Consider the following 13,314-nt stretch of genomic DNA (forward strand, 5'->3'; position numbering starts at 1 on the left):
GTTATGTCCCAGACCGGGCGATGTTCCGCTTTAGCCATGAATGGCGGGTTCCGCCTCCCGCAATGTCTTCCCGAAAAACGACAACACCCGGCGCCAGCTGTCCTCGGCGGCGTCGGGATCATGCCGGGAACGCAGCGGTGAATACCAGCCCAGCCGCTTGAAAGTAAACGTCTGGTGGTCGTTCATATAAGAATGGCCGGCATGATCGTAGGTGCGTATGTCGTGGGGAACATCCAGTCGGGTCAGATGGCCCGCCAGACGGTCGCCATGATTCCCGTAAATCAGATCCTTGCGCCCCCAGCCGCCGACGACCGGGCAGATACCACGGAGTGATTCGGCCTGTTTCGGCACACCGCCATAAAACGGCGCCACCACTTGTATCGGCGCCCGCGCCGCGAACAACAGGGCAAAACGGCCGCCCATGCAAAAACCCATTACACCTACCTTGGTGACCTCGGTGTCGCTTTGCTGCAACAACCATTGGCGGCAGGTTTCCAGTTGTTCGAAGGCGAAGCCCCGTCCCCGTTCATGATCGCGCAGCGTTCTCACCACGCAGGAGGCTTTGCCGCCGGCCCGGTCGTAGAGGTCCGGCGCCAGCACCGGGTAGCCGGCCCGTGACAGCCGCTCGGCGATACGCTGCACATCCGGGGTATAACCGAAAATATCGTGGATCACGATAACGCCCGCCCCCAGACCGTTGTTCTCGGCGGGAACGATCCAGCGTGCCCGCATCGGATGGCCGTCGGGCAAGGACAGGTTTATCGCTTCAGCGTTCATGGCAGGGTCCTATGGTGGATGAACGAGCCGGAATTAACCGTTGCCTGTCCGGCAACGTTGTCGTGGTTTTAAACCACCTTTCCGGACCGGTAAAAGCCGGCGCTTTTGGGTATCGTTAAGCCGGCAATATTGCTCATTGCTTATGGATAACATTCTATGTCTTTGATTCGTATCACCGCCGGTGGCTTTACGTTTGTCGCCGAAACCCAGGCCGATGCGCCGAACACCGTGGCGGCGTTCGAGGCGCTGCTGCCTTACCGTCAGCGCCTCATTCATGTGCGTTGGAGCGGTGAGGGCTGTTGGATTCCGCTCGGTGACTGGAAGTTGGGCGTGACATTCGAGAACCACACCAGCCATCCCTCGGTAGGTGACATTCTGTTCTACCCCGGCGGCTACAGCGAAACCGAGATCATTATGGCCTATGGCAGTTGCTGCTTCTCCAGCCAAATGGGCCAATTGGCCGGAAATCATTTCCTCAGCATTGTCCAGGGCAAGGAGAATTTGCGCGCGCTGGGGGAGAAAGTACTGTGGGAAGGGGCGCAGGATATTGTTTTCGAGAAAGCGTGATGGTCAGAAAAATGCGGTCGTCACTGGCGACAGCGCGGAACCCGGGAGGGCGCGACCGGCGTGCCCTCCGACGGCCCCGGATCAGGAGCCGGGCTGGCCGATCCATTTGTTGACGTCCGGCGGAACCCACTGCTCCAACTCGGCCAGTAACTCTGCCGGCGTATCCGCCACGGTGATGAGATCCAGGTGGGCGGCCGGCATGAACCCTTCGGCCGCGGCATGGCTCAGTAACGCCTGCAATGGCGAATAGAAGCCGCGAATATTCAGCGCGCCACAGGCCTTGCTGGGGCGGTTGACGTGATCGCGCAGCTGGCTCAGCGTTGCCGCTTCCAGCAATTCCTCCAGGGTCCCCAGACCGCCGGGCAGAGCGATGAAGGCGTCGGCCAGTTCCGCCATGCGCGCTTTGCGCTGGCGCATATTGTCCACTACCTCATGGCCTGAGAGCCGGGGATGGAGATGGCCGCGTTCGAATAATCGGCGATTAATGACACCAAGCACCTCGCCGCCGGCGGCGAGGGCGGCGTCTGCCACCACTCCCATCAGCCCTTTGCTGGTGCCGCCGTAAACCAGGGTAATACCCTGCTCCGCCAGCAGTGCGCCGAGGGCCGCCGCCTGTTCCCGGTAGTCATCGTGGGTGCCGAAATTGGAGCCGCAGAATACGGCAATGCGTTGTAATGCCTGAGTGTTCTGGTTCATGTCATGCTCTCGGTTTTGCGATGGGCCCAGCCGGTAACGCGGTGCTCGATGTAAGCGGAAAGCGCGTACAGCAACACGCCCATTACCGCAAGAATGATCAACCCGGCAAACACCAGGGCAACGTCGAAGTTGCCGCTGGCGATCATCATGACGTTACCGATGCCTTTGTTGGCGGCCACCGACTCGGACAGAACGGTGCCGACGAAAGCCAGAGTGATGGCGACTTTCAGGGAAGCGAACAAGTAGGGCAGTGCCCGCGGCAGACTGACATTCCAGAGAACATCTCTTTTGCTGGCGCCGAGTACCTTGAGCACATCCTCGAATTCCGGCTCGGTGCTGGCCAGGCCGGTGGCCACGTTGACCACCACCGGGAAGATACTGATGATCATCGACGTGAGCACCGCCGGGACCGTGCCGGCACCGAACCACACCACGAAAATCGGCACCACGGCTACCTTGGGAATACTGGAGAATCCCACCAGTAACGGATATGCCACATTGTAGGCCAGCCGCGAGGAGCCGACCATGACGCCGAGCAGGACACCGCTGATCACTCCCAGGGCAAAACCCAACAGAGTGGTATAGAGCGTTTGCACCGTATGTGGCCAGAGCAGCGGCATTTTTTCAAACAGGACAAGGAAGATTTGTGTCGGCCGAGGTAGCACCAGATCGGAAACCTGGAACGCCAGGCAGGCCAGTTCCCAGAGCAGAAAAAAACCGATCAGTACCATGGCCGACAGTAGGCGCTGGCGTTGTTGAGTCTTCAGCGGTTTCATCATGCGTTCTCCTGGGTGGGTTCGCCGGCGCGGGCATCGGCGATCTGTTTGCGCAGACTGTGAATCAGACTGACGCACTCCGGCTGATAAGTGGTCTCCTCACTGCGTGGACGAGGAAATGGCACCGGACAATCTTCCAGAATGCGCCCGGGCCGGGATGACATGACACAAACCCGGTTGGCCAGATACGCCGCCTCGCGCAGATCGTGGGTAACCAGCAGGACAGTGGAGCCGGTGTCCATCCACAACTGCTGGAGAATGTCCCAGAGTTCCTCCCGGGTGAATGAATCGAGGGCCCCAAAGGGCTCGTCGAGCAATAATAATTGCGGCTCGTGGATCAGTGCCCGGCATAGCGAGGCCCGCTGTAACATGCCGCCGGACAGCTCCCAGGGCCGTTTGTCACCGAAGCCGGCCAGCCCGACCCGGGCCAGCATGGCATCGGCTTTCTCCGCGAATTCGCCTTTCTTCTTGCGCGCATACTGGCCGCGGTATGGCTCGACGATTTTCAACGGGATCATGATGTTCTCGCGGATCGTAAGCCAGGGCATCATGGTCGGATTCTGAAACGCCAGACCGATGCCGATGCCTTTGCAGTTGGCTTCACGGCCGTTCAGCAGCACGCCACCGGAACTGGCGGTGAGCAATCCCGCCACCAGTTTCAGAATGGTGGATTTGCCACAGCCGCTGGGGCCGACCAGGGCGACAAAGTCGCCGCGGTCGATGCGCAGGCTGGTCTGTGTCAAGGCCAGGGTGCCGCTATCCGGATCGCCGTAGCGAACGGTAACCTGGGACAGTTCGATCAGCGGTGTATCTTGCATGATGCTTCCCCGGCAGTAGCTCTGGCTTCCCGCTCCGCCGCGCCCGGCTCAGTGATGGCACGGGTGGTGGTATCCGGGTGAGCGACCCGCGCAGGCGGCATTCGTTGCACCGGTTTTATCGATTGGCCCCAACCCGCGGTGTGTTCCAGAAGCTCACCGTCACGCACCACGAAACGACCGCGCACCATGGTGTGCAGTGGGCAGCCTTTGACTTGCCGGTCGTGCCAGGGGGAGATCTTGCCGATTGACTGCAAGCGGTACTGGGAGAGATTTTCGCTGCGGCCCATGTCCACCAGGACGATATCGGCATGGGCGCCGGGGGCGATCACTCCTTTGACACCCTGCAAGCCCCAGGCCCGGGCTGGGGCTTCGGCACTCCAGCGCACATAGTCGGTTATCGCCGCGCGGCCGCCATTGATTTCGGTGAGCATCAACGGCATTTGCGTTTCCACGCCGGGAAAGCCGCAGTCGCATTCCCAGATATCGTCGCGGGTTTTCTCCTCCGGCGCATGGGGAGCGTGGTCGGTGGCGATCATGTCGATCACGCCGTCGAGCAAGGCCCGCCATAATGGCTCGTTGTGGCGTGGCTCGCGTACTGGTGGATTGACCCGCAGCAGACCGCCCAGGTCGAGCATGTTGACGGTATTGAGCAACAGATACTGGGGACAGGTTTCGGCGGTAACATCGACGCCGCGCCGTTTCGCTTCACGCAACAGATAAAGGGAATCAGCGGCACTGTGGTGGGCGATGTGGACCCGCGCGCCAGTCCACTCCGCCAGAGTGATGATGCGGCCGATGGCCTCGATTTCAGCAACCGCCGGCCGCGCCGCCAGATGCGCCAGAGGATCGGTACGGCCGGCTTCGCGCAGATGTTTCTGGCGCCGTGCCATGATCGAGGAATTTTCCGCGTGCACGGTGGTGCGGATGCCCAGCGGTGCCAGTGTTTCAAAGCCTTCCAGCAGAGCGCCGTCACTGGGGGCGGGCAGATTGCCGAAGGTATTGCCGACGAACGCCTTGAAACTGGTGGCGCCGCCGTCGAGCAGGTCGATGAGGGTTGCCACTGTGCTGTCGTCGAACAGCGCGTGGATGCCGAAGTCCACGTAGGAACTTTCCGCCGCCTTCAGTTTCATCGCCAGGGCTTCCAACGTGCCGGTGGGCGGGTTGGTGTTAGGCATGTCGAATACCGTGGTGACGCCGCCGCAAGCGGCCGCCGCCGAGCCGGTTTTCCAGGTTTCCTTGTGCGGATAGCCTGGATCGCGGAAGTGGACATGGCTATCGATGGCACCGGGCAAAACATAGAGCCCTTCGGCGGACACCGTTTCCCGCGCGTCGGGCATAACCTCATCATCGCCGACAGCGACGATCAGACCATTATCGATGGCCACGGAGGCTTTCACTATCCGCTGGGACGACACCACGGTGCCGCCGCGAATAACCGTATCTACCGTTTTCATACTCTTCTCCTTATAAGGCGGCCCAGCCGCCATCCACCGGCAGGTCCACACCGGTGATCTGGCGTGACACCTCGCTGGCCAGGAACAGGCAGGCGTGCGCCACGTCTTGGTCGGTGGTGACACGCCGCAGGGCATAATCCTCGGCGTGACGCTGCATCGCCTGTTCCAGCGAAATGCCCTGGGCGGCGGCCATGTTGGCGCAGACTTTGTCACGGAAGCGGGGGCCGTCGACCATGCCCGGCGCCACGCAGTTGACGTTGATGTTGTGCGGGCCGGCTTCGATGGCGAAGCTTTTGGTAATGCCGCGCAGTCCCCATTTCGAGGCGGAATAGGCCATACGCCCGGCGCGGCCGTGCATACCGAAGGTGCCGCCGACGTTGACGATCTTGCCGCCGCCGTTGGCGATCATGCCGGGCAGCACCGCGCGCATGGTGTTGAAGCAGCCGGTCATATTGATCCGGACGATGTCGTCGAATTCTTCCTGGGTGGTCTCCCAGCCGGTCTTGCCGATTGGGCCAGAGCCGCCGGCGACATTGATCAGGGCGTCGATGGGGCCGAGCGTTTTTTCCGCTTCAGCGACCATCGTGTTCACTTGCGCACCGATGCTCAGGTCACAGCGCAGTACCGTGGCGATCACGCCCAGAGCGCGGGCTTCCTCGGCGACCGGTTCAATCGCCGCGATGTCCCGACCGGTAAGCGCCAGATTGGCCCCTTCGGCGGCGAACGCCAGAGTGACGGTCCGGCCCATGCCCTTGGCCGGGCCGGTGATGATGACGTTTTTTCCTTGCAGATTGAGCTTCATGCCGTCCTCATTTCAATTGATGAATACGATCTTCCTCGGCAGGCAGGAAACGGCTGTCGAAGATTTGTTCCACGGTGGGGACGCGTGGCAGGTTTTTCGCTTGCACGTCGATATCGATGCTGCGTTTGAGACGGGCTTGATCCACCGCGCCCAGGCCGATTTTCCCGATTTCCGGGTGGTTCATTTCCCATTGCAGAGTGGCCAGAAGGCGGGCTTTCTCCACTTCCCTGTTCAGCAGTGGTTCCTGCTTCAGCACGTAGCCGACGCCGGCGTCCGGATCGGCGATCACTTCCTTGATTGCTTTGTTCAGCGCCCGCACGAAGCCGTGCACGACTTCCGGTTTTTCGTTGATGATGTCCTGGGAGAAGAACACCGCGTTGGAATACAGATCCAGACCATGGTCGCTGTAGCGGATGAAGCGCAGGTCCTGGTCCGGGTTCATGCCCACCAGTTTGGCGGAGAAGCGGATCGTATTGAGGTAACCAAAGATGCCGTCGGCCCGGTCACGCAGCAGCGTTTGTTCGCGCAGGTTCGGCGCCACGTTGAGAATGTTCACCGAATCGGTGTCCAGGCCGACCTGGCGGGCCAGCGCCGGGAACAGTTTCAGCGCGCCGTCGTTGGCTGGGCCGGCCAGGGTTTTGCCAGACAGGTCGTCCGGCGTTTTGATGTCACTGTCGCTTTTTACCGCGATCACAAAGGGCGGCGTGTTGTAGATCATGTAGACCGCCACCGGGGCGTGCTCCGGATGGGTGGAGGCGGCCTCGATGATGGCGTTGGTGTCGCCGAAGCCGACGTCATAGGCGCCGCTGGCGACCTTGCCGATGGACGCGGCGGAGCCTTCGCCCTGGTCGAGCACCACATCGATACCTTCCTCCTTGAAGTAACCTTTTTCCTTGGCCAGGAAGAACCAGGCCTGGGAGCCTTCGTATTTCCAGTTGAGCACCATCTTCAAACGGGTATCAGCGCCGGCCAGGGCGGCGCTGACCATTAGGCCGGCCATAAGGCCGTAGCGAAGCAGACGGGTAAACGATGTCATGGCAAATCCTTAACGTTGGCGGTTATGGAATGAAAACCGGTGTCACGGTGCGCAGGCGTCGAGCAGATGCGTGGCGCGGCCGACGAAGCCGTGTAACTGGCGAACAAGAAAATAAATGGCGTCGCTGACGTACTGCGGAGAGGGCGTGCCGCACGCGTCTTCGAGCAGCACGCAGTCGTAACCTAGAAAGGCGGCGTCCTGCAGCGTGCTGAACACGCAGCGGTCGGTGTTGATGCCGGCGAACAGCAAGGTGGTGATGCCACGCTGACGCAGCACCGAATCCAGCTCACTGTCCCAGAATCCGCTCAGGCGATGTTTGTGAATCAACAGGTCGCCTTCCCGCGGCGGCAGTTCATCGACGTTGCGCGCGCCCCAATCGCCAGCCACCACGGCGCGGCTGTCCTGGCCGGGTAGGGCGTCGCCGTAACCAATACCGCCGGGCAGGCGCCGTCCCTTGTGCAACTGTGTGGGGCTGAGATTGGCGCAGTCCGGACGAATTCCCCAATTCAGCCACAGCACCGGGTAGCCCAGTGCACGCCAGCCGTCCACCAGCGGGATCAGGGTGGTCAGCGGTGAGCGCATCGGTGAAATATCGACTCCCTGGATACCGAACCAGCCTTGCGGGTGGCAGAAATCGTTCTGCATGTCGACCACCACCAACTGGGTACGGTTGAGGTCCAATTCGATGCATTCCGGCTGCGCTTGCATCGTAATGGGGCGGGCCGGCAGGGGAGATCGGATCAGGCTGACGCCTTGTTCGGTGTCATGCCATTGTTGGCTAAGGGGGCGCATCTTGGTGATCGGGGGCTGGGTCATGTCCGGCATCGCTCTTCACGTTGTATTCAACGCCAGTAACCAAGCACGCCACGTGCCATCCGCTGTTCTCTTTTACTGCTTTTTTGGCGTTTAACTGTTGCGATTTTGGCAACGGTATATGGCACTAAACCTGCTTGCGTGATCGACCATCACAACAGACGGGCAGAGCTATGAATCACCTTCGGTTTCTTCGTTACGTGGATGAGGTGGCACGGGCGGGGTCGGTGCGGCAGGCCGCGGAGCGCTTGCATGTGGCCCCCTCGGCGGTGATTCGCCGGATTCAGGACCTGGAGGACGAATTGGGGGCGCCGATCTTCGAACGGCTGCCGCGGGGAATGCGCCTCACCGCCGCCGGGGAGCTGTTCGTTGCCTATATCCGTGATCGCACGGCGGAGCTGGAGCGCGTGCGGTCCAATATCGAGGATCTGTCCGGACTGCGGCGTGGCCTGGTGCGGCTGGTGTGCAGCCAGGCGCTGGCGCCGGTGTTTCTGCCCCATGCGGTGCAGGCGTTTCGTGAAGCGCACCCGGCGGTGGAATTCGAAGTGAACGTCGCCGATCATCTACACGCGCTGGACGTACTGCGTGACTTTGACAGCGACCTGGCGCTGGTCTTCAACCTGCAGCCGGAGCCGGATCTGCAGGTGCTTGGTTCCTACGAGCAGAAGCTGGTGGCGTGGATGCACCATACCCATCCGTTGGTGGAGAAGCCGTCACTACGGCTCCGGGATTGTGTTGGCTGGCCATTGGCTCTGGCGGGAAGGGGCACCGCCGGGCGAGAAATGCTGGACCGCTTTCTGGCCCGCAGTTCGGTGCGTTTCGCGCCGGCCGTGCAAAGTAATTCCTTTGAGTTTCTGCGCGGCTTTCTGCATCGCGAACAAGCAGTTTCATTCCAGATTTCGGTGGGCGCACTCACCGACGGCGGTGAGCTGGTGGCTCGGGAAATTGAAGATCATGGCTTCCCCCGCGGCAAACTGCTGCTGGCGCAGCTGCGCGGCCGCCGCTTGCCGGTGGCCGCGTACAGTTTCGCTGAACATCTGAAACGGCACCTGGCCGAGCCGGCGGCACTGTTGGCCTGACCATCTCAGCCACAGCAATGCCCTTGATGGTAATAGAAGGCTTCCAGCTCGCGGCTGAATGTGGCGAGAGTCCGGCGCCATGCCTGTATTTCGGCACTGTCGCGGTCAATGGCATGCCGCGCGCGTCGATGCAATTCGCCGGTGAGCGCGGTTTCGTCCACGGTTAGCAACCGGCCTTGGTCGACGATCAGCCGCCCCGAGGCCACCACCTTGTTGATATGGCGGCCATTGGCCCGCGCCAGTATTAGCGGCCAGGGGTCGTGGTCGGGCCAGAGTCCGTCGTCGTTGAGAGCGTCCCAGTCCAGCATGATCAGGTCCGCCGGAGCGCCGTCGTCGATCACGCCGCCGCTATCCAGTTTGCCGGTGACCGCACGCCGGCCGTTGACGGCAGCGAATCGCCAAAGGGTGGCGGCGTCCAGCGCCGGCCGGAATTCACGCCCCCGATGCAGGGCCCAGGTCAGACGTAATTCGCGCCAAGCGTCGTCGTCTTCATCCAGTGCCAGACCGTCCAGCCCCATGGCCACCCGGCAGCCCTGACGCTGCATTTCCTCAAACGGCGCGATACCGGAGCCCAACAGCAGATTTGAGCTGGTGTTGACGGCGATGGTGACCCCCCGTTCCGCCAGCAGGGCCAGTTCGTCCGGCCGGCACCAGGTGCAGTGCGCCAGGGTCAGCTGGGGAGTGAGCAGTCCCAGTTGGTCCAGATGGTGGACGATGCCGCCGGGGAAGGCGTGATCGGCCCATTGTCTTTGCCGCCTGGTTTCCAGCAAGTGCATGTGCACTGGTCTTTGTTGATCGGAGGACGCCTGCGCCACGCCTTCCAGCAAAGCGTTGGAGCACCACTGCACGCCGGTAGGACCATACTGCACCGTCATTGGGTAGTCGGCGCAGGCGGCAGCCACTTCCTCGACCAGTGCCAATTGCTCGGCCACGGGCAGCGCCGGGCTGGCGAGTTGGCGACGGATAGCGTCGCGAATCGCGGGGGACAGCCGCTCCAGCACGGTGTGGTCCGGAGCATAGGCGAGAGACTGACGATCCCTTAGTGCCACGGCGAAGCCGATATGCACGCCAACATCGCGGGCGGCACGGCCCACCTCCCGAGCCTCTTCCAGGTAAGGCAGGCCGCCTTGCACGCGGGTGTAATGGACCAGGACGTTGACCACACCGTGGCGTGCGGACCGGGCAAGGGAAGTGGCCGCGCACAGATAAGGCGGCATTGGCGGCATCCAGCCAAGAAATGGCAACCAGCTTTCCAGGGGTTCGCCGAAGGCGCCAAGGCTGGCGTTGCGAAAGCCGCGGGCATGGTCATGGGCATTGGCCAGTGCCGGCAGTACCAGTCCCCGAGGGGGAACGGGGTCATCGGCGGCCAGATTCCGCCACGAGGTCAAGTTGGTGCAGTTCCATTGCAAGCGGGCGCCCCGCTGGGCCGGGCGCTGTCCCGGTGCTGGCAGCAGCCATTCGCAATGCCAAGGAGCGGGCGTGTTCATTGTGCGGCCTGACGTTGCGCCCTGGGGGGCAGGAATTCATCGGTAAAAACGCGACTGGCGCTGGGTCTGGCGGGTAGCTCGAATACGTCGGCAACCTGCTCGATAGATCGGGCCAGACGCTCGGGGTCCGTTTGGCCCAGACCATTGTCACTGACCTCCGGCGTCAGCATCACGGTTTTCAGGGTGTAAAGAAGGCGCTGTTTTTCCAGGGTCTTGTTGATCAGTGGCTCCCGTTTGGCCAAGGCCTCGATGGCCGCGTCCGGATCGGCGATGGCATCGCGAATACCGTGGTTGATTGCCCTTACCAGCCCGCGCACGGTCTGCGGATGCTGCTCAATCAGTTCGGGTGAGACCATTACACCGTTACCGTACAGGGCCACGCCGTGGTCGGCGTAATGAAACCAGCGCACGTCCTGCTCCGGGTCCTTGCCCTGAGCCAGCAGGTTTACATAGCTGGTCACCGAGAATACCGCGGAGGCATCCACTTCGCCGCGGAGCAACATCTGTTCCTGGAGGTTGGGAGCCATGTTGACCCACTCGACGCTGTCGGCGTCCAGGTTATTGAGACGGGCCAGGGTGTCGAACATGCGCATTGCCGCGCCGCCGGCCGGTGATCCCAGGCGGGCACCTTGCAGGTCCTCGAGCCTGTGAATGGGGCCGTCAGCCAGCGTCATTATGGCGAAGGGCGCCCGGTTATAAACCATGTAGACCATCACCGGTGTGCGTTCCGGGCGCCGGGCCGCGTTCTGGATAATCGCGTTAACGTCACCGAAACCGGCCTGATAGGTTCCCGCCATGATCTTGGTGACGGTGGCGGCGGAGCCATCGCCCTGATCGATGTTCAGTTCGATGTTTTCCCGATCAAAGTAGCCTCGGTCCTCGGCCAGGTAGTACCACGAGTGCACGCCCTGAAGTTTCCAGTCGAGAACGAAGGAAATGGGCAGACGGCCGTCCGCCATGGAGGGCAGAGCACAAAAAAGGGTGGATATGGCAAGCAGCGCTCTGGCGGTGGTTAAGAACATGTTGGTTTCCCCGCTTGATACCGAAAGAGAGCGCCGCGCGCGGCGCCGGTCTGGCCATGAAACACGGATTGTGGCGACCGGATAATTTCTTTTTTGGCGACGGCGCGTTGCCGTGGCGGCACCTGTTGATGGCCGGAGAGCGGGTAATTGGTGCGGAGGTTCTGTCGCGGAACTGTCACAAGGCTGTCACGGCGTCGACATGGCCGGCTTCCAGACTGCCGGAAAAAGAGCCATGGAGCCCGTTATGCTTGCGCAAGCCGCTGGAAAATTGAAAGCCCTTAAGCCGCAATGGCGGGTGGTTTTCCGCCAGCCTGCCCGTGAGCGGGAAGAGGCGAATACCAACAACAGCCGTTTCAGCGCCTACTTTACCCGGTCTCGACGCGAGATCCTGAAAGTGCAGCGCATGCGCTACCGGATTTTCTCCGAGGAGTATGGCGCCAGCTTCCATGCTCCGTTCGGCCTGGACCGGGATCGCTTCGACCGCCATTGTCTGCATTTGGTGGTGCGCGATAACCAGACCGGGGAACTGGTGGGTTATACCCGGGTGCTGCCTGGTGATCGGGTGGCGCGCACCGGCGGCTTTTACTCCACGGGTGAGTTTCACATGCCCCTGGTGCGGCATCTGGATGGCCAGGTGGCGGAGATTGGCCGCACCTGCATCGACCCGCGCCATCGCGGCGGCGCCGTGATCACCGTGCTGTGGGCACGGCTGGCCCGTTACATGATCGAGCAGAACACCCGTTACCTGATCGGCTGTGCCAGTATCGCTCTGGGCGAGGGTTATAACGTGGCCGCCATAGACCAGCATATTCGCGAGAATCACAGAGCACCGGCGCAATACCGGGTGTCACCGCGGTACCGTCTGGAAAGTCTGCCCGGCGATCCGCTGGAGAACGGCAAGCGCATGCCGCCACTGCTCAAGGCCTACCTGCGCATGGGCGCCAAGGTCTGCGGCGAACCGTGCTGGGATCCGGATTTCAACTGTCTGGATTACTTCATTCTGCTGGCGGTGGACGATCTGCCCAGCCGCTACGTCCAGCATTTCCTGCAACCGGCACAGGCGGTGTAATGGAACGGATGGAGACGTCCGCCGCCGCCGACCGCCATGGCACCGGTTTGGCGGCGGCATGGCGCCGCGCCTGGCGTTTGCCTCTGGTGATCCTGCATATTCTGGCGGGGGTGCTGGAGGCGTTGTGGCTGCGTGCCCGCTATCCGCAGTCTCATCCGGCCATGGTGATGGCCAAGCAGCGTTGGTATTTGCGGCTGCTGTCCCTGTTGGGCGTGCGGCTGCGGGTGACCGGCGCCCCGGCCGGTGGCGCCATGCTGTTGATCAGCAACCACGTTTCCTGGCTGGACATTCCCGTGATCGGTGCGCTGCGGCCGTGCGATATGTTGTCCAAGGCGGAAGTGGCCGAGTGGCCGGTGATCGGCTGGCTGGCCCGCAATGTGGGGACCTTGTTCATCCGTCGCGGCAGCGGAGAAGTCAGCCGCAAGGTCGAGGAAATCCGCGAGCGCCTGGTGGGCGGCCGTTCGGTGTTGGTCTTCCCCGAGGGCACTACCACGGATGGCCGGGCTGTGCGGCGGTTTTTCCCGCAGTTGCTGGCCGCCGCTGATCAGGCGCCGGTGCAGCCGGTGGCGCTGCGTTACCGGGACCATAACGGCGACTTTGATCCGACTCTGGCGTTCGTCGGTAACGACGAGTTCCACCATCATCTGTGGCGGCTGCTGGGCCGTCCACGGGTCATCGTCGATCTGACCTTCGGCACACCCTTGCCGGCGGACGACAACCCCAAGCGCCTGAGCGAACGCGCCCGGGAGTGGATTTCCGGGCAGTTGTAATCCTCGCGGAAACCTGGATGCCGTTGTGGGAGCTTGCCTGCAAGCGAATCTCGGCGTCCGGAAGCCCATTCGCTTGCAGGCAAGCTCCCACAGCGGCCCTGTAGAAAGGCTGTGGGAGACCAGCTTGCTGGCGAATTCTGGCCCTTCC

General features: G+C 62.1%; 14 protein-coding genes. 4 read left to right on the forward strand and 10 right to left on the reverse strand.

Annotated elements, in window-relative coordinates; genetic code table 11:
• Window positions 1-30: 30 nt before the first annotated feature.
• Window positions 31-777: a dienelactone hydrolase family protein gene (locus MA04_RS03715; RefSeq protein WP_262459498.1), complete on the reverse strand. Its 747-nt coding sequence runs from the start codon at window positions 775-777 to the stop codon at window positions 31-33.
• A 156-nt stretch (window positions 778-933) separates the two neighbouring features.
• Between MA04_RS03715 and MA04_RS03720 the strand changes: the two genes are divergently transcribed.
• Complete coding sequence (locus tag MA04_RS03720; RefSeq protein WP_022995579.1) at window positions 934-1,344, forward strand: DUF3830 family protein; 411 nt, start codon at window positions 934-936, stop codon at window positions 1,342-1,344.
• Window positions 1,345-1,425: 81 nt separating this feature from the next.
• On the opposite strand, the gene MA04_RS03725 is transcribed toward MA04_RS03720, so the two are convergent.
• From MA04_RS03725 to MA04_RS03755, 7 genes are read right to left on the reverse strand one after another with little or no spacing between them, the layout of a single operon-like run.
• Entirely contained in the window at window positions 1,426-2,040 is a 615-nt protein-coding gene (locus MA04_RS03725) for an LOG family protein (RefSeq protein WP_080531345.1), read from the reverse strand.
• Window positions 2,037-2,819 carry an ABC transporter permease gene (locus MA04_RS03730; RefSeq protein WP_262459499.1) on the reverse strand — a complete coding sequence of 261 codons (783 nt, stop codon included), beginning with the start codon at window positions 2,817-2,819 and terminating at the stop codon, window positions 2,037-2,039. Before MA04_RS03730 ends, MA04_RS03725 begins: the two co-directional genes overlap by 4 nt.
• A complete protein-coding gene (locus MA04_RS03735) occupies window positions 2,816-3,634 on the reverse strand; it encodes an ABC transporter ATP-binding protein (RefSeq protein WP_262459501.1) in 819 nt (272 codons plus the stop codon). Before MA04_RS03735 ends, MA04_RS03730 begins: the two co-directional genes overlap by 4 nt.
• Window positions 3,616-5,088 (reverse strand): dihydroorotase, encoded by a 1,473-nt coding sequence (locus tag MA04_RS03740; RefSeq protein ID WP_080531343.1) that lies wholly within the window; start codon window positions 5,086-5,088, stop codon window positions 3,616-3,618. Before MA04_RS03740 ends, MA04_RS03735 begins: the two co-directional genes overlap by 19 nt.
• 10 nt (window positions 5,089-5,098) lie before the next feature.
• Window positions 5,099-5,890: an SDR family NAD(P)-dependent oxidoreductase gene (locus MA04_RS03745; protein WP_080531342.1), complete on the reverse strand. Its 792-nt coding sequence runs from the start codon at window positions 5,888-5,890 to the stop codon at window positions 5,099-5,101.
• A gap of 7 nt (window positions 5,891-5,897) precedes the next feature.
• A complete protein-coding gene (locus MA04_RS03750; protein WP_080531341.1) occupies window positions 5,898-6,926 on the reverse strand; it encodes an ABC transporter substrate-binding protein in 1,029 nt (342 codons plus the stop codon).
• Between the two features lie 42 nt (window positions 6,927-6,968).
• On the reverse strand, window positions 6,969-7,742 hold the full coding sequence (locus tag MA04_RS03755; RefSeq protein ID WP_244168487.1) for a cysteine hydrolase family protein: 774 nt from the start codon (window positions 7,740-7,742) through the stop codon (window positions 6,969-6,971).
• A gap of 170 nt (window positions 7,743-7,912) precedes the next feature.
• Between MA04_RS03755 and MA04_RS03760 the strand changes: the two genes are divergently transcribed.
• Window positions 7,913-8,818, forward strand: a complete 906-nt coding sequence (locus tag MA04_RS03760) for a LysR family transcriptional regulator (protein WP_080531339.1) — start codon at window positions 7,913-7,915, stop codon at window positions 8,816-8,818.
• Window positions 8,819-8,823: 5 nt separating this feature from the next.
• Here MA04_RS03760 and MA04_RS03765 read toward each other — a convergent pair whose 3' ends face one another.
• A complete protein-coding gene (locus MA04_RS03765; protein WP_262459503.1) occupies window positions 8,824-10,305 on the reverse strand; it encodes an amidohydrolase family protein in 1,482 nt (493 codons plus the stop codon).
• Window positions 10,302-11,327, reverse strand: coding sequence for an ABC transporter substrate-binding protein (locus MA04_RS03770; protein WP_080531338.1), 1,026 nt, complete (start codon window positions 11,325-11,327; stop codon window positions 10,302-10,304). Before MA04_RS03770 ends, MA04_RS03765 begins: the two co-directional genes overlap by 4 nt.
• Window positions 11,328-11,571: 244 nt before the next feature.
• On the opposite strand from MA04_RS03770, the gene MA04_RS03775 reads away from it, so the two are divergent.
• Complete coding sequence (locus MA04_RS03775; RefSeq protein ID WP_014995653.1) at window positions 11,572-12,396, forward strand: GNAT family N-acetyltransferase; 825 nt, start codon at window positions 11,572-11,574, stop codon at window positions 12,394-12,396.
• Window positions 12,396-13,166: a lysophospholipid acyltransferase family protein gene (locus MA04_RS03780; protein WP_262459504.1), complete on the forward strand. Its 771-nt coding sequence runs from the start codon at window positions 12,396-12,398 to the stop codon at window positions 13,164-13,166. The genes MA04_RS03775 and MA04_RS03780 overlap by 1 nt, the downstream gene beginning before the upstream one ends.
• Window positions 13,167-13,314 lie beyond the last annotated feature (148 nt).

This window comes from Alloalcanivorax balearicus MACL04, assembly GCF_025532145.1.
GTDB lineage: Bacteria > Pseudomonadota > Gammaproteobacteria > Pseudomonadales > Alcanivoracaceae > Alloalcanivorax > Alloalcanivorax balearicus.